General features: G+C 41.4%; 13 protein-coding genes. 2 read left to right on the forward strand and 11 right to left on the reverse strand.

Translation table 11 applies throughout. The features are described from left to right. Positions 1–111 precede the first annotated feature (111 nt). The 6 genes from NQ536_RS07105 to thyA all read right to left on the reverse strand — a co-directional run bounded on the left by NQ536_RS07105 (position 112) and on the right by thyA (position 9,908). Complete coding sequence (locus tag NQ536_RS07105; protein ID WP_227909648.1) at positions 112–3,654, reverse strand: hypothetical protein; 3,543 nt, start codon at positions 3,652–3,654, stop codon at positions 112–114. 72 nt (positions 3,655–3,726) lie between these two features. Beyond that, positions 3,727–6,249: a midas domain-containing protein gene (locus NQ536_RS07110; RefSeq protein ID WP_004852948.1), complete on the reverse strand. Its 2,523-nt coding sequence runs from the start codon at positions 6,247–6,249 to the stop codon at positions 3,727–3,729. 37 nt (positions 6,250–6,286) lie between these two features. After that, on the reverse strand, positions 6,287–7,276 hold the full coding sequence (locus tag NQ536_RS07115; RefSeq protein WP_227135174.1) for a rhomboid family intramembrane serine protease: 990 nt from the start codon (positions 7,274–7,276) through the stop codon (positions 6,287–6,289). A 42-nt stretch (positions 7,277–7,318) separates the two neighbouring features. Further along, entirely contained in the window at positions 7,319–8,428 is a 1,110-nt protein-coding gene (locus tag NQ536_RS07120) for a heavy metal-binding domain-containing protein (protein ID WP_004852951.1), read from the reverse strand. A gap of 115 nt (positions 8,429–8,543) precedes the next feature. Next, positions 8,544–9,050, reverse strand: a complete 507-nt coding sequence (locus NQ536_RS07125; protein ID WP_004852952.1) for a dihydrofolate reductase — start codon at positions 9,048–9,050, stop codon at positions 8,544–8,546. A gap of 27 nt (positions 9,051–9,077) precedes the next feature. Then, positions 9,078–9,908, reverse strand: coding sequence for a thymidylate synthase (thyA, locus tag NQ536_RS07130; protein WP_022058369.1), 831 nt, complete (start codon positions 9,906–9,908; stop codon positions 9,078–9,080). Positions 9,909–10,088: 180 nt separating this feature from the next. Here thyA and NQ536_RS07135 point away from each other — a divergent pair, with 180 nt between their 5' ends. Together NQ536_RS07135 and NQ536_RS07140 are read left to right on the forward strand one after the other, a co-directional pair. Continuing rightward, the gene (locus NQ536_RS07135; protein WP_004852954.1) at positions 10,089–10,523 is read left to right on the forward strand and encodes a helix-turn-helix domain-containing protein; all 435 of its coding nucleotides are present in this window, start codon (positions 10,089–10,091) and stop codon (positions 10,521–10,523) included. Positions 10,524–10,587: 64 nt separating this feature from the next. Next, positions 10,588–11,073, forward strand: a complete 486-nt coding sequence (locus NQ536_RS07140; RefSeq protein ID WP_022058370.1) for a helix-turn-helix domain-containing protein — start codon at positions 10,588–10,590, stop codon at positions 11,071–11,073. Here NQ536_RS07140 and NQ536_RS07145 read toward each other — a convergent pair. The 5 genes from NQ536_RS07145 to NQ536_RS07165 form a co-directional block, all read right to left on the reverse strand. Continuing rightward, entirely contained in the window at positions 11,068–11,946 is an 879-nt protein-coding gene (locus NQ536_RS07145) for a TIGR01212 family radical SAM protein (protein WP_004852956.1), read from the reverse strand. The genes NQ536_RS07140 and NQ536_RS07145 overlap by 6 nt on opposite strands. Before the next feature lie 97 nt (positions 11,947–12,043). Beyond that, positions 12,044–13,690, reverse strand: a complete 1,647-nt coding sequence (locus NQ536_RS07150; RefSeq protein ID WP_004852957.1) for a putative manganese-dependent inorganic diphosphatase — start codon at positions 13,688–13,690, stop codon at positions 12,044–12,046. A 127-nt stretch (positions 13,691–13,817) separates the two neighbouring features. Further along, the gene (carB, locus tag NQ536_RS07155; protein WP_004852959.1) at positions 13,818–17,024 is read right to left on the reverse strand and encodes a carbamoyl-phosphate synthase large subunit; all 3,207 of its coding nucleotides are present in this window, start codon (positions 17,022–17,024) and stop codon (positions 13,818–13,820) included. Beyond that, positions 17,024–18,097, reverse strand: coding sequence for a carbamoyl phosphate synthase small subunit (locus NQ536_RS07160; RefSeq protein ID WP_004852960.1), 1,074 nt, complete (start codon positions 18,095–18,097; stop codon positions 17,024–17,026). Before NQ536_RS07160 ends, carB begins: the two co-directional genes overlap by 1 nt. A 203-nt stretch (positions 18,098–18,300) precedes the next feature. After that, positions 18,301–18,945, reverse strand: a complete 645-nt coding sequence (locus NQ536_RS07165; protein ID WP_004852961.1) for an epoxyqueuosine reductase QueH — start codon at positions 18,943–18,945, stop codon at positions 18,301–18,303. Positions 18,946–19,061 lie beyond the last annotated feature (116 nt).

Genomic DNA, 19,061 nt, shown 5'->3' on the forward strand with positions numbered 1-19,061 from the left:
AATCTCCTTTACACAATTAATGCCAGTACTTATAACACTGATATTATAAGCACTGGCATATTATTTTTCAACAAATTTCTGTCTTTAGCGACAGCATACCTGTCTGTATTACTATTGTACTATTTCTTTTTTCAAAACCTTTTTATCAATTGGATCCCTATTCTCAGCCTTCTTCATAGCATCTTCCATAGCACCAAGAAGTCTGTCTATATTACCGGACTCCATTCCCATCAAAAGGTTCTTTATGGCTGAATCTGCTCCACTCTCAAGCTTGAATCCTTTCTCTTCAACATAGCACTCTGCAACATTGACCATACCATTTTCGTTAATCTGATCGAAATAAATACGGTTGTTGAAAGCTCGTGCCTGAGTCATATTAGATGCAAGCATATTGCTGAGTGCGGTCTTTTCACCAGTCAGGATAATCTTGATATCATTCTTCTCCGGAGAACACATGTCAACCATTTCTTTAAATCTATCTGGAGTTATAAGACCTGCGCTCTCGATTATAAGACATCCACCCTTGAGTTTTGCCACGGCTCCACCAAGTTTACCACTGTTTATGACCTTTGCCTTAACTTTAGCCTTAGCATCTGACTTACATATTCCCATATCATAATAGAACTTGGCAAAATCCTCACCTATGGTTGTAAGTCCGAATCCGTGCTGTCCAAGTATGACAATATTTTTAGATCTCTTAGGGTCTACCTTAAGTGTCTGAAGCACATTGACGATCTGAGCCCCTGCAGGTTCAACACCAAGATACTTATAAAGATACTTTGCCTCTGCCGGAAGTGATTTGCGTCTTGCAGCAACTACTTCACTTATGGATGCTGCCATCGTCGCCTCTTCATCCTGAGTGATAACATTCGCAGCTTCCTCGATCTTACCCTCTTTAAGAAGTTCCTCCTGCTTTCTGTATTCTTCTTCTCTCTTTATTGCCTTTTCAAGAACCTTTGCAGCTGCACTTGCCTTACTCTTTATGTCATCGAGCTGTTTCTTTACATCCGCCTCAGCCTTATCTATTGCAGACAAATCTTTCTTCTTCTTCTCCTCGGCTTCAGCCTTTGCCTGCTTTGCAGCCTCTTTTCTTGCAACTACTCTTTCTGCCTGTTCTGTCTTAAGCTCTGAAATTTTATTCTTTATATCAGACTCTTTTTTCTTGGCATCATCAAGAAGTTTCTTTGCATCCGCTTCAGCCTTGTTCTTCATATCTGCAGCATCTTTATCAGCTTTCATAGCTGCAGTCTGAACCTTCTCAAGTTCCCCAGCCTCAGCATTGGCGTACTTTTCATCCTCTGACGCAACATATGCCTCATGCTTAGCTTCACGGAGCTTGGCATCCGCACTAATCTTATCCGACTTCTGCTTAGCCTGACTCTCAGCATTCTGTATTTCAACTTCCTCTGATATCTTCGCCTCTTCAACAATCTGTTCAGCTTCTTCTGCTGACGCTTCTGCCTTTGCGAGCAGATCTTCGGCCTCTACAAGAGACTTTTTGGCCTGATTAAGTGCATCCTGAGCTTCCGTTTTTGCGGTCTTAAATGATTCATTCTCTTTCTTCGCAGCAACGACATCCGCAGATATCTTCTTACAATCTTCTTCAGCAGACTTGATAGACTCAGCTGTTTTCTTTATAAACTCCTCGCTATCAGCAATCTTCTTCTGAACATCCGCCTTTATCTTCTTAGCCTTCTCAAGAGCCTTTACAGCTTCCTCTTCAGCTTTCTCCGCTTTCTTTAACTCTTCTTTCTGAATTGCAAGTTTGGTATTAGCATCGTTCTTGCTGTTTTTAGCATTCTTGATAGACTTTTCAGAATCTGCAAGTTTCTTATTCAGATCATCAAGAGTCTTCTGCGACTTTTCTTCCATCTCAGTTGTGTTCTTGAGATTTGCGTCAGCCTCTTCCTCAGCTTTCTTTGACTCACTAAATATAGTACCTGCCTTGGTCTTATCTTCTTCCGCAGCTTTAATTATCTTAGCAGCTCTGGCTTCTTCATCTGCACGTTTCTTCTTTGCAGCATCAAGAGCCTTCTTCTTTTCTATCTCAATATCTGCAAGTTTCTTTTTATCCTCATCCACTGCTTTCTTGAATTCGGCAGCACTCTTGTCAATATTGTTCTTCTTTGTCTCAGCAAGAACCTTTATAGCTTTATCTGCAACCGCCTGAGCCTCCGTGATAATGCTATTCTTATATGTATCAGGATCGCTCTCACTGAGTATCTTATCAGATTCCTTCTTTGCCTTCTCGTTGCTATCTACAATCTCTTTCTCAAGCTTTTCTACAGTCTCTTTGAGCTCTTTTTCTTCACGCTCAAGAAGCTCAGCATCATTCTTCTTTTTGGCATCAGCTTCCTGTGCCATTTTGGCATCATAACTGTCCTTCTTGATCTTGAACTCTTCAAGCTGCTTCTCAAGATCCTTCTGAGACTTTTCACACTCTTCTATAGTCTTTCTGGAGGTTTCAGCGTGTTTCTTTGCTTCTTCGGCATTCTTTCTGGCATCATCTATAGCCTGCTGTTTCTTTGCTTCAGCCTCTGCCTTTGCCTTTTCAGCCGCTGCTTTCTTTCTCGCATTCTCGGCTTCTTTGCGTTTCTTCTCCTCCTCGGCTTTCCTCTTAGCTTCTTCCTCTGCCTTCTTCTTGGCTTCTTCTTCAGCCTTCTTCTTAGCTTCCTCTTCCGCCTTCTTCTTAGCTTCCTCAGCTTCTTTCCTCTTTGCTACCTCTTCAGGACTCTCCTCATCAATATTTGAGAGATTCTTTATTCCAGCTCCAAGGAAATCGTCGTCATCATCATCGTCATCATCGAAATCGTATAATGACTTAGCATCTGAATTCTGCTTATTTCTATCTGGAAGAATGCTGAACAGATCACCATTGGCATCACTACCAGCCTTCGGTGATTTAACCTTATTGACCTTGGCGTTCTTATTCTCTACCCATTCGAGAGTCTCTTCCTCTGTATTTTCAGACTCCTCATCATCAAGAATTATATTCTCTCCGCCTTTCGACTTGACTGTTCCACGATTTGGATCCTCAAGGTTGAGACCACCACCAAGTCCACCTTCTGGCTTGCTTCCAAGGCCACCACCAAGGCCACCACCAAGTCCACCGCCAAGACCGCCCTCAGGCTTACTTCCAAGGCCGCCAAGACCGCCACCGAGTCCGCCTAAACCGCCATCTGGTTTACTTCCAAGGCCGCTACCAAGGCCGCCTTCCGTTTTACTTCCAAGACCACCGCCGATGCCACCTAAACCGTCCTGCATATCATCGGCAATTCCACCAAGATTAAGACTAAGTTTTGGCGCTGGTCCATTTTCTTTCTTTTTCTCTTTATCATCAGGCTTCAGCCCTTCACCCTCATTCTGGACCTCTTCCTTCTTCTCGTCCTCTTCAGATGTCTCTGGCTCATCTTTCCTCACGATGCCGAGAGCTTCCTCTCTCTTGCGACGTCGTTTCGCTTCAATTCGCTCTAACTCCTCTTTGGACAAAGTTTTGTGTTGGCTTTTTGTAGTCTCTGCCTCTTTCTTCTTGCCGCCATTTTTGAGAAACTCTTCTTCCTCTTCTCTTTTCTTCTTTGCGGCCTCGGCAGCACGCTCTTTCTCAAGCTGCGCTTTTATCGCAGCAATCATAGCTTCTGTCTGATCTACAGCCACTTCCCTCGCCTCCTTCCGCGTGTTCAAATAAAAAGCAATATGGATATATATTTATGCTACTTTATTTCATATTTAACCTTTCAACTTAAAATATTTCTTTTCCTTTTTACTATCCTTATCTATCTTCTCATTGAATGGTTTTTCTATGTTATCGACTTCGGATTTTTCATCAGAATCTTCTGAATCTCTGGCATCTCTAGTGCCGCCAGCATTCGGACCATTCTCTCCATCTGTTTCACCAGTGTCCTCATCACCTTCCGCACCGAAGTCAAGAATAGACTTAAATTCTGTTTGAAATCTGATCCCAAGTCTTGCCAGCAACCTATCGGTTTCACCTATGAGATCCTCTTCTTTTTGAAGGTTCTCCGTTATCTTGGCTTCCTCAGTTTCTATCTGCTCACCCATCTTTAGATTTTTGCCATTTCCCACCTCATACAGTTTTGCTCCATCCGTATTGTAATCTGGAAACAAACTACTCTTAAAAACAGGGAACTCGGCATATCTTGTCTTCTCTGATTGATATCTTCTGAACGAACGCTCTTCCCGAACTGGTTCTTCTAAATCTTCCTGATGTTCTTCGGATGGTTCATGGATATTCTCTGATGGAATCTCATAATCTTCATTTTCTGAGACAGGCTCAGTTTCTTCCACTGATATCTCATTTTCGATATCTGCGTCAACATCAACTTCATATTCAAATTCGGATTCTGCCATCTCATCTGCGAATTCGGCTTCAGGATTCTCTTCAAAGCTTTCTTCCCCCTGCTCTATCTCCCAAACTTCAGGCTCATCTTTCACCATTTCCTGTTCAGCATCTATCCCATATTCCATCATGGAGCTAGTTTCAGATTCAGAATCATTGTCATCGTCATCTATATTGTCAAGTTTCTGATCAATCTCAAAATCTTCATTGACATCAACCTCAAACTTTTCAAGAGTCTCAAGTGCTTTATCAAAATCAAAAGACTCCGTCTCTTCTATATCTGATACTTCTGATACTTCTAATACTTCTGGCTCTTCAGGTTCTTTTATATCTGTATCCGATTTTTCAGGTTCAAAATTTTCATTTTCAACAATACCCGTTATTTCTTCATCTGACGTATCGGATCCTGGCTCATCAGAATCTAAATCATCAAATTCCGGCATATCAGATTCCAAAATATCCGTCTCTGACGTATTCTCCGTCTGTAGCTCCTCTGAAACGCTAATATCGTTTTCCGCTACAAAGAACAAATCATCGTCTTCATCGGAAAATTCCGGATCAAACGTTTCCTCAGATATACTGTCCGTTTTATCATTTTCTTCTGGCTCCGGCTCATCGCTTTCTTCTGTCATAAGATCTGCATCTACCATCACAACTTCTTCCGGCTCCTCCTCTATAACAAAGAGGTCCTCCTGTTCATCCGGTTCGCCATTCAAAGCTCTTTCGCCTTCTTCATCTTCTGCATTATACACAGCCGAGTCCTCGGCTGATATGTTATACGAAGACATCTCTGTCATATCTTGCGATGCGCCTGACTCATCATTTCCAGATTTCATTTCAGAGCTTTCCGTTTCTGAAACAGCAGATGTTTCAGAAACTGTTTTCTCATCAACATGTGCGGATTCCAACTCACCCGCCTTGCTAGTCACGACTTCACCAAGGAGTTTTTCTTTATCCATATTCTCAGACAAGATATCCTGCATCTCCTTGTCCACAAGTTCTTCTTCTTTTTTGGACATTATTCCCCACAATCCATGGGATCTTTTCTTATCCTTTTTATTTTCTTCCTCTGTCTCTTCCCTTCTCAGTTCCTTCTTATGTTCCTTTTTGTCCTTAGATCTTACCCACATCTGCTTAAACTTCATGGAACTAGTGACAGGAGCATCATCTTCCACCATGATCATGATTTTAGCATCCTTAGGATGTATCTTCAAATCATCCTCATCAAGGATCTTTTTCTCGAATTCTCTGATTTCTTCCTGCTCCGGATCGTCATCGTTCCTGTCTTCACAAGGAAAAATATACACCTTTGATTCCAGGGATTCTGTATTCTCTATAAGACTATCCAATGTAGAAAGTCTTGCAGAATTTCTATATTTTGCTTTAAACTCTATCGCCGCCGAATCAAATTTGTCTTTGTTGCGTATATAGGCATGAAGAAGCAGCATCTCATAATCCCACTCCTCCGATGTCTCCACGTCATTAGCTGACACCAGAATGCTGTAAAGTTCATTCACAGGCTTATGATATGCCTTCGCTATCATGTATTCTATTCTGTATGTACCAGCATCTTTACTCTCCTGATTGAATCTGTATATCTCAAAGTAATGCTCCGCCTGCTTTCTAAACCCCATAGAAAGATACAGCTTTATGATAGAATAAATGATCTTGTTGCCAGCCGGCGCCATTGAGTGAGCTCTTACCAAAGCTGCTCGCGCATCTGCATAGCGACCATTCTCATAATATACTTCACCACAAATCCTTATAAACTGAGGACTGAGAGATTTTGACAGATCCTGATGTTCAAGTATATCAAGAGCAAGACTGTAATCACCATTATCAGCAAGTTCTTTTATCTTATTAACACTTGACATACTAATTCCAGTACTCATACCCTGCCTCCCGCATTTTTGTCGTCGATATATTTTATCATAACCAGCTATTCTTTACAACCTTTTGATTGACCAGCAAAAGGACGATCCCAGCCAGTATTCCAGCCATAAATCCCGCTGCATGGGCAACATTATCAATGCCTTCCGACATCAGTCCGTCAACCAGCGTCAGAATAAATAATATAATCATATTCATAAGCGACAGATCCTTCACCCGCCCCTTATTGTAAAACGCTATGACAACAAGCACTCCCAGGAGACCGAATATTGCTCCGGACGCACCTGCCGAATAATCATATATATCATTACAAAAAAAGTTAATATATGATGCAAATGCAGCTGCAAGACCTGTGACAATATAGACTATGACATAATTAAGCCTGCCTATTATGTTCTCGATTCTCGCGCCGAGCGCGATCAAAATGACCATATTGCCCAATAGATGTGTTATTCCAAAATGTGTAAACATGGATGTCAAAAATCTGTAATATTGTCTTTTCTCTGATATTGCATACACGTTTACAGCCAACTCAGTGGGTTGATAAATATACACACATGCAAGATATACCAAAATATTCATCAACAGAAATATCGGTGTCACAACGCCAAACATTCTCATCAGATTATGCTGGGATCTACGGTTATCCACCACCGTTTTTTTATCGATCACATCATAGAGCGAATCAAAATCTGTCGGCTGGTTCTCAAACACATACAGTTTTCCATAATCTTCTGTAAATAACCATACATTTTCCACATTTTCGACTATCTTCTTTGTCATGTCATCAAACATACCATTTGGAGTGATGAGAATATTCAGAATATTCACTTTCTTATGTGAATTGATCGATAGTTCAATAATTATCTTATCATTGAACTTTTTTAATGAATCCGCATCAAGATTTCTATTGCTACCTATAACAACAACGTATACGACATCGCCATCGACTCTGCCGTATACGTTATTTGAATCAGGGTTCAGTTGTCTGTACCCTCTCTCCTGTAAGCTTTTTATGATCTGAATCATATATTGCTGCATATTCTATCCATCCATAACCTATTCAAAGCTTTATAAGCCAAGGAAAAGATTCTCCACCTTCTCAATAACTGAGTCCTTCATAGATCCCCTTGTCTTCTCATAATTTATTCCAGATTCCATAATCTCAAGGAGCTGCATTCTCAGGCTTGCGTCAATATCCTTGATATATTTCATAAGAACATCCTTAATTTCAATTACATACTCTTTGGTCTTCATCTCCTCAACCATAGGTTCATAATTGAAAGTAATAGAATTCTTCATATCATCCTGTTTTCTTCCACAGATAGTACACTCCTCAGAACCGCCTTCATTTACATGTCCGCAATTACACGTCCATACAAGGCCATCTGACTTGTAGTTTGCTACCGCATCAATACCCTTCTTAACCTTGAGTGCCCTAAACTTGCTCTCTGACATCTCAATTCCGATAGAATCAGCATCGATCTCGTATACTCCACTGCTCTTAACATACTTCTTGATGTATACCTTAGCCGAAGATATAAGCTTGATATATCTATCCGGGAGCTTGCACTCTACAAAATCCGACTTGAGCAGATTGAGATTTGTCTTGTCAAATGTAAAATCCACATCCGGAAGTGTGATATTATCTCCGTATATGTTGGTAAACTGTAATTCAGCCTTGAGTGCAAGTATATCGTCATTGTTATAGTTGTTAAACCACACTGAAACCTTTGTTCCCTTACCCTCCGATGCAAGCACTACCTTCGACGCTCTCGGCACCAGAAGATCATAGTAGTTACGTACATAGAGTTCTTTCCTGATAAAATTACTCTTCTCAAACTCAGACTTATATACCGGTGTGATACTTACAAGTGTTCCACTGGCAACAACAGCCGTAACATTGTTTGTATAAACTTCAACCCCCGTTGTGAAACCAACGACCGCATTGTAGTTGCTCTCACCGACCATTTCTTTAAAATTCTTGATAGTCTCATTAAGGATCTCATCTATCTTCTCCTGATAAACGTCACGTCTGTCAGTTGCTATATCGGCGATAGATGTTCCTAAATCCTTCAAAAAATTAGAGTTAATAATCGTCTGGGTGAACTTATATGTTCCGTAATCAACGATCTCGTAGCCCTCAAAGCTTGTTCCCGATGTAATTAAAACTTCCTTCATGTTGTACACCTCCCAAAATATATAAAAATTGTATCACAATAATCTACAATAAACAAATGTTTTTTGTGTATTTTTCATCAAAAATAAGAGGTTTTTTGTTGCTTTTATAAGAAAATTACTTTTTGTACAGAGACTCACTGTTCTTATATGTGACAAATGTGATATTCACATCGTTTGGCTCAGTGCCAGATCTCTCATTCTCCACATGCCAGTTATCCATCTCGTCAAGATTCTGAATAAATGCATCTGCTTCATAACTTTTGTCTATTTTGGTAACAATGCCCGTGTCACAGTATGGGATCAGAACATCATACACTGTTTGTCCGCCTATTATAAATATATCATCAGACTCATATTCTGACAATTTTTCAAACAATTCGTCAATGGAATGTACCACAACTGCATCCTGTACTGTATAATCTGGATTTGTGCTAAGTATAATATTGGTTCTTCCCTTTAGTGGTCTTCCTCCGGGAAATTCCTCAAGAGTCTTTCTTCCCAAAACCACTACATGTCCCATTGTCTCTTTTCTGAAATTCTTCTGATCCTCTGATATTCTGACAAGAAGACTTCCTTTATTGCCAATCGCCCAGTTATTATCAACCGCTGCTATAAACTTCATATATTCTCCTTACAAAACTTTATGTTTTTATATTGCTACAGGAATGTTTTTGATCTGAGGTCCGGTAACATAATCCTCTATAGTGAAATCATCCACAGTAAAATCATAGAAATCCTTGACATCCGGATTGAGTATAACCTTCGGTGCCGGATATGTAGGTCTCTTTATCAATTCCTTTACAAGTGGTATATGTCTGTCATAAATATGCGCATCCGCTATGACATGAACAAGTTCCCCCGGTTTAAATCCTGTCACCTGCGCTATCATATAAACAAGAGCGGCATACTGTACCACATTCCAGTTATTTGCGGTGAGGACATCCTGTGAGCGCTGATTGAGTATCGCATTCAGTCTGTCACCTGTAACATTGAATGTCATACTGTACGCACATGGATATAGGTTCATCTCATGAAGATCCTGATGGACATATATATTGGTCATCATTCTTCTGCTGTATGGGTTATTCTTCAGATCGTACAGAAGCCTGTCCACCTGATCCATCATTCCTTCTTTATACTGATGTTTTACACCTAGCTGGTATCCATACGCTTTTCCTATCGATCCATTCTCATCTGCCCAACTGTCCCAGATGTGGCTCTTCAGATCATGGACATTGTTTGATTTCTTCTGCCATATCCATAACAATTCATCTATCGCAGACTTTATATATGTCTTTCTGAGTGTGATTGCCGGAAACTCCTTAGACAGATCATACCTATTAACAACGCCAAACTTCTTTATGGTGTAAGCGTAACTTCCATCCTCCCACTTCGGTCTTACCTTTTCCCCCTCTGTGCTATATCCATTTTCAATGATATCGCTACACATATTTATAAAAAGCTCATCTGCTAAACTCATGATAATTCTCCTCCTTAGCTGTATCTGCCATGACTGCACGACAATTGTCAACATTATAACACAACTTTAATATGTTTTGTGCCTTGTATATTACATAATTATGCCATTTTATTACAAATTCGGTTTTACAGCTTTAAGTTTGTGTAAAATGACACCATAAAATAACAACGGAGGTCAAATATGGAATACAACGCAACCAATCCTCTCCCATCACTTCTGAAACATTTTAGAAAGAAGGCAGGGCTTACTCAGACAGATGTAGCCACCGCACTATCCATGTCCAGATCAGGGTATGCAAACTACGAAGAAGGACGCAATATACCAAACATAGAACAGACACTACAGCTTTCTGAACTTCTGCATCACGATCTCTTATACGCATATACCTTGTCATCGAGATATATGCGGGCACGTTCCAACAGATCCAGACAAATGGTCATGGAATCCGACACATACCTCGCCGCCATCAAGACAAACGAGAACATGGCAGCCCTCATGACAAATTATCAGATGCTAGGGACAAAGGACAAAATGCTGGTGGACAAATTTGTTGAAAGTCTCGCAGCCAAAACAAATAAACCGACTGACATCACATCAGACAACGAACAGACATAACTATCAAACGCCGCACAGGATGTCAGTATCTGAAAAGACTACATTATTAAAAAGGAGAATCAAAATGGAAAGCAAAAGAAAACGAGAATCATCAGGAATAGGAAAACCTGACAAAACAAACATTTCAGAAATATCAAAAATACTCAACAGTTCACTCAGTGACAACAATGACAAAAATACCTCTATCGCCAGCGCATTCAGATCAATGCGAACCGGCAGAGGTCTTACACAGGCTGAGATGGCTGCTTTTTTAGAGATATCCACCCCTGCCTACTCTCACTATGAGAGAGGAGACAGAATACCTGATATGGTAAATCTGATCAAGGTTTCAAACCTGTTCTGTATAAATATCAGCTATCTGCTACTCTTGTCCTGCATAGATGCCGCAAGAAAAAACGGCTACAGCACAAGCGATGTATTCAGAGCATACGGTCATGGTCAGACACTGCCCGAAGAGGAGGCCGAGATCCTGTCGAGTTGCAGTAAGCTCTCGCCTGAAAACAGGGAAAATCTGCGTATTTTCCTCAAATCTGCCGTCAGTATATCATAAATCAGACACTATCCTGTTCAAACGGTTCAGGACCATCTTTTTATCAGCGCTCCACATCGGAGCCACAAGTATCTTTTTAGGTCCGTCGCCGGTAAATCTGTGAACAACCATGTCCGGCGGCAGCTCCATGAGGCAGTCACACAGTATATCTGCATACTCTTCAAAAGTCAGCACATCAAATTCACCATTTATGTACATTTTCTCAAGAACTGTATTCTTTAGTACATGCAGAAGCTGGAGCTTTATGCCGTCGGCTCCACTGTCCGCTATATAGCGGACGGTGGATATCATATCCTGTTTTGTCTCACCAGGAAGCCCTATTATCATATGAACTACAACGTGGACATCCAACCTCTTCAGATTATTCATGGTCTTATCATATTCATCTAGAGTATAACATCTGTTTATAAGCTTTGCAGTCCTATCGTTAGAAGTCTGTAAACCTAGTTCTATCCATACCGGCTTGATTGTCCTCACCTCATTTATTATCTCAAGTATCTCCGGTCCGAAACAATCAGGTCTTGACGCTATAGATACCGCTGCTATGTCGTCTCTTTTTGCCGCCGCAAGAAATTTCCTTCTAAGCGTTTCCGGATCACCATATGTATTCGTAAACGACTGAAAATATGCTATGAATCTCTTACATCTGCATTTGCCGGCAATACGCATCTTCGCACGTTCTATCTGACTATTTATGTCCAACTCGGCATTCTCGGAGAAATCTCCGGATCCGCTTGCACTACAGAATATACATCCACCTATCCCCACCGTTCCATCACGATTCGGGCATGTCGTTCCCGCATTCAATGATATCTTATATAATTTTTCACCAAATGTATCTCGTATATAGTCGTTTGCGGTATATAACTTCACGACATCACCCTATCTTTCATTATATTTTATTATCTTTTATTGTAACTGTAGTTTATATCCGCTGTAGTTTTAATCTGCTGTATATAAATACATCAAATTATATCTGATGGGTAGCTTTAACCAGTGCCGGAACTATCTGTTTCTTCCTCGAAACCACCCCTGGAAGATATGCATATCCATCATCAAGCTGAACGCCAAATGCTTTTGTGCAGAGCTCATCAGCCCCGGCCCCAACACAGATTATACCAGATCCCTCCTGGAGGATATTTGTCATGGCAAACATTACTACGTCACATCCAGATTCCATATAACCGCTTAGATAGTCGCCCATATCTTTTTTTATTCTTTCTATCTCTTTCTCATTTACAGAATTGATCTGTCCAACAGCAACGACCATATCTCCTATATCAAACTTCTTGAAATCCTGATGGAGTATCTCTTCCATAGTCTTATCCTTGAGGTTGCTTCCAGCATCGAACATCTCCATAGCAAACTCGTATATATCTATCTCTGCAAGCCTCGCCAGTTCTTTCGCTGCAGCCTCATCGATAAATGTACATGTCGGTGATTTGAACGCAAGGGTATCAGACAGAATCGCTGAACAGAGTAATCCCGCTATCTTCTTGTCTATTTTGACATTTTGCTCCCTGTACATCTGATAGATTATCGTGGCAGTACATCCAAGTGGCTGATTTCTGAAATAAACAGGATTCATAGTCTCTATATTTGCGATTCTGTGGTGATCAATAATCTCGAGTATCTCTGCATTCTCCACACCGTCAACGGACTGCGTCCTCTCATTGTGATCCACAAGGATGAGCTGCTTCTTTCTGGCATTGATGTAGTTACGCCTCGAGACAAGCCCCTTATAGTTGCCATAGCCGTCCGTTACAGGGAAATATCTTACCCTGGTCTTTGCCATGGTAGTCTTAAGGGTGTCTATATCATCATCCTCATAGAATGTCATGATGTGATCTCTTATCATAAAGAATCCTATAGGCATACTCTGTCCGATAAGTCTGGCAACTGCATAGGTATCCGTAGGCGTCACAACAACCGCACATCCCTTATTCTTTGCAAATTCAAGAACGACATCTGATATACTGTTCACAAGACAGACTATGAGCATGCTGGCACCACAGTTTATGGCCGCAAGCTGTGCCTCAACTCTGTCACTCACTATGACTATGTCATTTTCCTTGACATGCCGCTCAAGAATATCGACCTGGGCAGCCCCGACGATCACTCTTCCGTCCTTCACATATTCATCAGCATCACCGTACACAAGTTCACCGTTTATAGTATCTATTATATGGGAGAAACGTGTTTTTGCTATATACAGGGAATTATCGTCCTTCTCCAGCATATACGCTTCCGCTATATCCCCTACTGTTATAATTCCCTTGATCTTGTCTCCGCTCACAACAGGAAGGGTGGTGGCATCATTATCCTGCATTATCTCAAACGCTCTCTTCATAGTGATATTCCCTGAAACACCATCTACGATTCTGTAGGCAATATCCTTGACCTGAACATTTACATTACTGACAAGTTCAGGAGATTTCACGCCGAAATAATCAAGCACAAACTGTGTCTCTTTGTTTATATTTCCGGCTCTCTTTGGTATAAATTTGTTCTCATGCTGATTTTTCAGATGGGCATACGCTATAGCAGAACATATCGAATCCGTATCCGGGTTCTTATGACCTATAACAAACACTTCATCTGTAGGTACATTATGCATATTTCACCTCTGATTTCTATAATTATTATTTTCACTTGACCATAAGCATAAATTGAATAAGGCAAAATGACAACCACTTTTAACGTTGTATATCATTTTGCCCCATTTTTGTCTATTTAACTAGATTTTATATCTCGCTTATGTCCACAAGTGAAAGCTTTGTTGTATCGGCTGTCTCAAGACTTGTAAGCAGTGCATCTGCTGTATCAAGGCTTGTAAGACATGTAACGCCAGTCTCTACCGCATGGCGTCTTATGATAAATCCATCCTTGCTTCTCTCAACACCCTGTGATGGAGTGTCGATGATCAGGTCGATCTCATGGCTCAGTATCAGGTCAAGCAGGTTTGGTGATGGCTCCTCAACTTTGTTGATGAGCTTTGCAGGAACACCATTCTCATTGAGAACTCTGCATGTGCTTCTTGTTGAATATATCTCATATCCAAGAGCAGCAAATCTCTTACCGATATTTATAGCATCCATCTTATCTGAGTCCTTGACTGTGAGGATCATCTTCTTGGTCTTTGGAAGATTGATTCCGGCTCCAAGGAATGCCTTGTAGAGAGCCTCATTGTAGTTCTTGGATATACCAAGGCACTCTCCTGTTGACTTCATCTCAGGTCCAAGGCTTATCTCTGCGCCTCTGATCTTCTCAAATGAGAATACTGGTTTCTTGATCGCGAAATACTCTGACTCCGGCTGAAGTCCAGGTGTGTAACCCATATCCTTGATCTTCTCACCTGTGATAACACGTGTTGCAAGATCTACGATAGGTATTCCTGTTACCTTGCTTATATATGGAACTGTACGGCTTGAACGAGGATTTACCTCTATTACATATACCTCATCATTGTATGCAATAAACTGTATATTTATAAGTCCGATTACGTGCAGGCTGTTTGCAAGCTTCTTGGTGTAATCAGCGATGACTCTCTTTGTCTTTGGTGAGAGTGTCTGTGCAGGATATACCGAGATACTGTCTCCTGAATGTATTCCAGCTCTCTCAACATGCTCCATGATACCAGGGATAAGTATGTCATCTCCGTCACATACAGCATCGACCTCGACCTCTTTACCCATGATGTACTTATCTACAAGTATTGGGTGCTCCTGGGTATGTCTGTTGATGATATCCATGAACTCTATGATATCCTTATCAGAGATCGCGATCTGCATTCCCTGTCCACCGAGAACGTATGAAGGTCTTACAAGTACCGGATAACCCAGCTCATTTGCAGCCTCAAGCGCCTGCTCTCTTGTAAATACCGTCTTACCAGCAGGTCTTGGTATACAGCACTTCTCAAGGATCTCATCAAAGAGCTCTCTGTCCTCTGCTGCATCTACATTCTCTGCACTTGTTCCAAGGATTGGTACCCCCATCTCCATGAGTGCCTCTGTAAGCTTGATAGCGGTCTGTCCACCGAACTGTACAACAGCTCCATCCGGATGCTCCAGATTTACTATAGCCTCAACATCCTCTGCTGTAAGAGGCTCAAAGTAAAGCTTGTTTGCTATATCAAAGTCTGTACTGACTGTCTCAGGGTTGTTGTTGACGATGATTGTCTCGTAACCCTTTCTCTCAAATGCCCATGTGCTGTGAACTGAACAGTAATCGAACTCGATACCCTGTCCGATTCTGATCGGGCCTGAACCAAGTACCATTACTTTCTTCTTTGAATTGTCCTCAGCGGCCTCGTTCTCCAGAGAATCAAAACATGAATAGTAATATGGAGTCATGGCATCAAACTCTGCTGCACATGTATCAACCATCTTGAAGTGTGCTGTTACACCGTAGTCGTAACGCATCTGTCTAATCTCTTTCTCTGTCTTGCCTGTGAGTCTCGCGATAACCTTGTCAGGGAACTCTACTCTCTTGATCTCCTTCATAAGATCCTTGGAGATATCGCCCTTTGACTCTATTATCTTTCTCTCAGCTTTTACAAGATTGTGAATCTTATCTATGAACCACCTGTCGATCTTGGTGATGTCATAGATCTGATCGTATGATATTCCACGTCTGATAGCCTCAGCTATGACATAGATACGTCTGTCATCAACATGTCCGAGAAGCTTTATAACCTCTTCGTCTGTCATATTCTTGTATCTGCTCGACCAGAGACTGTCTACGTGCTGCTCCAGTGAACGGAGAGCCTTCATAAGTGCACCCTCAAAGTTTGTACAGATACTCATAACCTCACCGGTTGCCTTCATCTGTGTTGTCAGATCATGGTCAGCGGCGATGAATTTATCAAATGGAAGTCTAGGTATCTTGACAACCACGTAGTCAAGTGCCGGCTCAAAGCTGGCATATGTCTTCTTGGTAATAGCGTTCTTGATCTCATCCAGATTGTATCCAAGGGCAATCTTGGCTGAAACCTTTGCTATCGGATAACCAGTTGCCTTTGATGCCAGTGCCGACGATCTTGAAACTCTAGGGTTTACCTCGATAACACAGTACTCAAATGAATTAGGATTCAGGGCAAACTGAACGTTACATCCACCCTTGATGTTGAGCTCTGAGATAATGTTCAGGGCTGAACTTCTGAGCATCTGGTATTCCTTGTCTCCAAGTGTCTGTGATGGAGCTACAACTATAGAATCTCCTGTGTGAACTCCAACAGGATCAAGGTTCTCCATGTTACATACGGTTATACATGTACCATTTGCATCACGCATAACCTCATACTCGATCTCCTTCCACCCTGCTATACATCTCTCAACAAGGACCTGTCCAACACGTGAAAGTCTGAGACCGTTCATGAGGATCTCCTTGAACTCTTCCTCGTTGTTGGCTATACCACCACCTGAACCTCCAAGTGTATAAGCCGGACGGAGAACTACAGGATATCCGATCTTCTTTACGAAGTTGAGACCTCCCTGGACAGTTGTAACGACCTCCGAAGGTGCTACAGGCTCATGGATCTTCTCCATGGTCTTCTTGAACTCAAGTCTGTCCTCGGCCTTCTTGATCGTCGTCGATGATGTTCCTATGAGAAGTACATCGTGCTCTCTTAAGAAACCTGACTCATCAAGCTCCATGGCGATGTTGAGGGCGGCCTGACCACCAAGTGTCGGCAGAAGGCTGTCTGGCTTCTCCTTTTCAATGATAGCCTTTACAACATCAACTGTAAGAGGCTCAATATATACCTTGTCTGCTATATCCTTATCTGTCATGATCGTTGCAGGGTTCGAGTTGATGAGGACAACGCACAGCCCCTCTTCCTTCAGGGAACGACATGCCTGTGTACCAGCGTAATCAAACTCAGCAGCCTGACCGATAACTATAGGACCTGATCCGATAACTACAACCTTTTTTATATTAGGATTCTTTGGCATTACTTTGACACCTCCATCATATTCATAAATGTATCAAACAGTGAATCTGTATCCAACGGACCTGCACAAGCCTCCGGGTGGAACTGGACCGTCTGCGCATTCTTTCCAAGATAGTGAACTCCTTCTACTGTTCCGTCATTTACATTGACAAAGCTGACCTCTGCGATCTTTCTGTCGAGGCTGTCTTCCTTGACCATATATCCATGGTTCTGTGTTGAAATATATACCTTGCCGGTCTTCATATCTCTTACAGGATGATTTGCACCTCTGTGGCCATACTTCATCTTCTCTGTATCTCCACCGTTGGCAAGCGCCATTAGCTGATGTCCAAGACATATAGCAAAAATTGGAATATCTGTATCGAAAAGCTTCTTTACCTGAGCTATTGTGACCTTACACTCTTTTGGATCTCCAGGACCATTGGTAAGCATAATTCCGTCCGGAGCGTCTGCGATGATTTCCTCTGCAGGTGTCTCTGCAGGATATACTGTGACCTGGCAGCCTCTTGCAAGGAGTGACTTGACGATGTTCTTTTTTACACCGAGATCGATGACCGCAACCTTGAATCCGTCACCAGGATAGAACATTTTCTCCTTACATGTTACATCGAGAACAACATGTCCCATCTTCCATGCCTTAATACGCTTCATGCACTCATCAAGATCATAATTCTCATCAGTTGTTATCATACCTCTCATGGTACCATCTTTTCTGAGGATCTTGGTAAGTGTTCTGGTGTCTATTCCCTCTATACCAGTTATATTATTCTCAACAAGAAATTCGTTTATGGTCATCTCGCTTCTGAAATTGCTAGGCGTCTTGCAGAGTTCTCTGACAATGAATCCTGACTGCCATGGTCTGCCAGCCTCCATATCCTCTCTGCATACACCATAGTTGCCTATAAGCGGATATGTCATACATACTGACTGCCCTGCATATGATGGATCTGTAAGAATTTCCAGATAGCCGGTCATCGAAGTATTGAATACTATCTCACTGATTATCTCATCAGTTGATCCAATACTTTTACCTTCAAACACGTGTCCGTCTTCAAGTATCAAAAAAGCTTTCATAATCGTATTCCTTTCGTTTTTTCTATTTTATTACAAAAAAAAAGAGTGAAAACGGGGATATACTTGAAATAGCCCACATTATTGGCCTCTTTTTTCTTAATTTAATAAATACTACCACATTTGACAAGGTGGTACAATATTTTTTCAAGATATTTTTTATTTTTGTGTTAGCGACAAAAAACTGTTTTTTTATGCATTATTTTTTATTCAATTTGCCCCCTGCTCTCAGCCGCTCTCCTGCTAAATTCGCATCCACAGAAGTTCTGCCTGTAAAGACCATATTCCTTAGAAAGCTGAATGGAATGCCTGTAGCCATCTTTCTTCTTGAAGTCGCTGAACAGATATTCTATATCATATTTTCTGCTCATCTCTTCGCCTATCTCGTTCAGCCAATTCGCATTTTTGTGCGGACTTATAGACAACGTGGTTGTAAATATGTCATATCCGTGGTCCTTTGCATATGATGCGCTCTTGTCAAGTCTGAGCTTATAGCAGTCATAACACCTTGCACCTCTCTCTGGCAGATTCTCCCTGCCCCTTGCCATTTCCAGAAACACCTCCGGTTCATGTTCGGCAAGTTCTACCTCCACTCCCCGAACATACACTTCATGAATAAATCTGTCGAGCTCTTCAAATCTCTTTATGTATTCATTGCAGTCAGTTATATTCGGATTATAGAAGTACGCCGTTATATCAAAATGCTCTGCAAGTACAGAAAGGCAGTGGCTTGAACATGGTGCACAGCAGCAATGCAGCAACATTCTTTTTTTGCCATGTTGTATATTTTCACTATCTATTCTTGCCAGTTGGGCTTCCATCCTTTGATAATAATTTGCATTTTGTATCATTATTTTCTCCTTTTTTTGTCTATTATATACACTGTTTTTTGCAATCTCCGACGATTTTATACACGTTTGTGCATTTTTGCTAGTTGACTTTGTTATTTCTTTACAATATACTGTAG

The organism is Coprococcus eutactus, assembly GCF_025149915.1.
Lineage (GTDB): Bacteria > Bacillota > Clostridia > Lachnospirales > Lachnospiraceae > Coprococcus > Coprococcus eutactus.

Excerpts from the sequence above, each read along its gene's own strand:
- NQ536_RS07110 (WP_004852948.1), bottom strand. The coding sequence starts at position 6,249 with ATGAGTACTGGAATTAGTATGTCAAGTGTTAATAAGATAAAAGAACTT.
- NQ536_RS07115 (WP_227135174.1), bottom strand. The coding sequence starts at position 7,276 with ATGATTCAGATCATAAAAAGCTTACAGGAGAGAGGGTACAGACAACTG.
- NQ536_RS07120 (WP_004852951.1), bottom strand. The coding sequence starts at position 8,428 with ATGAAGGAAGTTTTAATTACATCGGGAACAAGCTTTGAGGGCTACGAG.
- NQ536_RS07125 (WP_004852952.1), bottom strand. The coding sequence starts at position 9,050 with ATGAAGTTTATAGCAGCGGTTGATAATAACTGGGCGATTGGCAATAAA.
- thyA (WP_022058369.1), bottom strand. The coding sequence starts at position 9,908 with ATGAGTTTAGCAGATGAGCTTTTTATAAATATGTGTAGCGATATCATT.
- NQ536_RS07135 (WP_004852954.1), top strand. The coding sequence starts at position 10,089 with ATGGAATACAACGCAACCAATCCTCTCCCATCACTTCTGAAACATTTT.
- NQ536_RS07140 (WP_022058370.1), top strand. The coding sequence starts at position 10,588 with ATGGAAAGCAAAAGAAAACGAGAATCATCAGGAATAGGAAAACCTGAC.
- NQ536_RS07150 (WP_004852957.1), bottom strand. The coding sequence starts at position 13,690 with ATGCATAATGTACCTACAGATGAAGTGTTTGTTATAGGTCATAAGAAC.
- carB (WP_004852959.1), bottom strand. The coding sequence starts at position 17,024 with ATGCCAAAGAATCCTAATATAAAAAAGGTTGTAGTTATCGGATCAGGT.
- NQ536_RS07160 (WP_004852960.1), bottom strand. The coding sequence starts at position 18,097 with ATGAAAGCTTTTTTGATACTTGAAGACGGACACGTGTTTGAAGGTAAA.
- NQ536_RS07165 (WP_004852961.1), bottom strand. The coding sequence starts at position 18,945 with ATGATACAAAATGCAAATTATTATCAAAGGATGGAAGCCCAACTGGCA.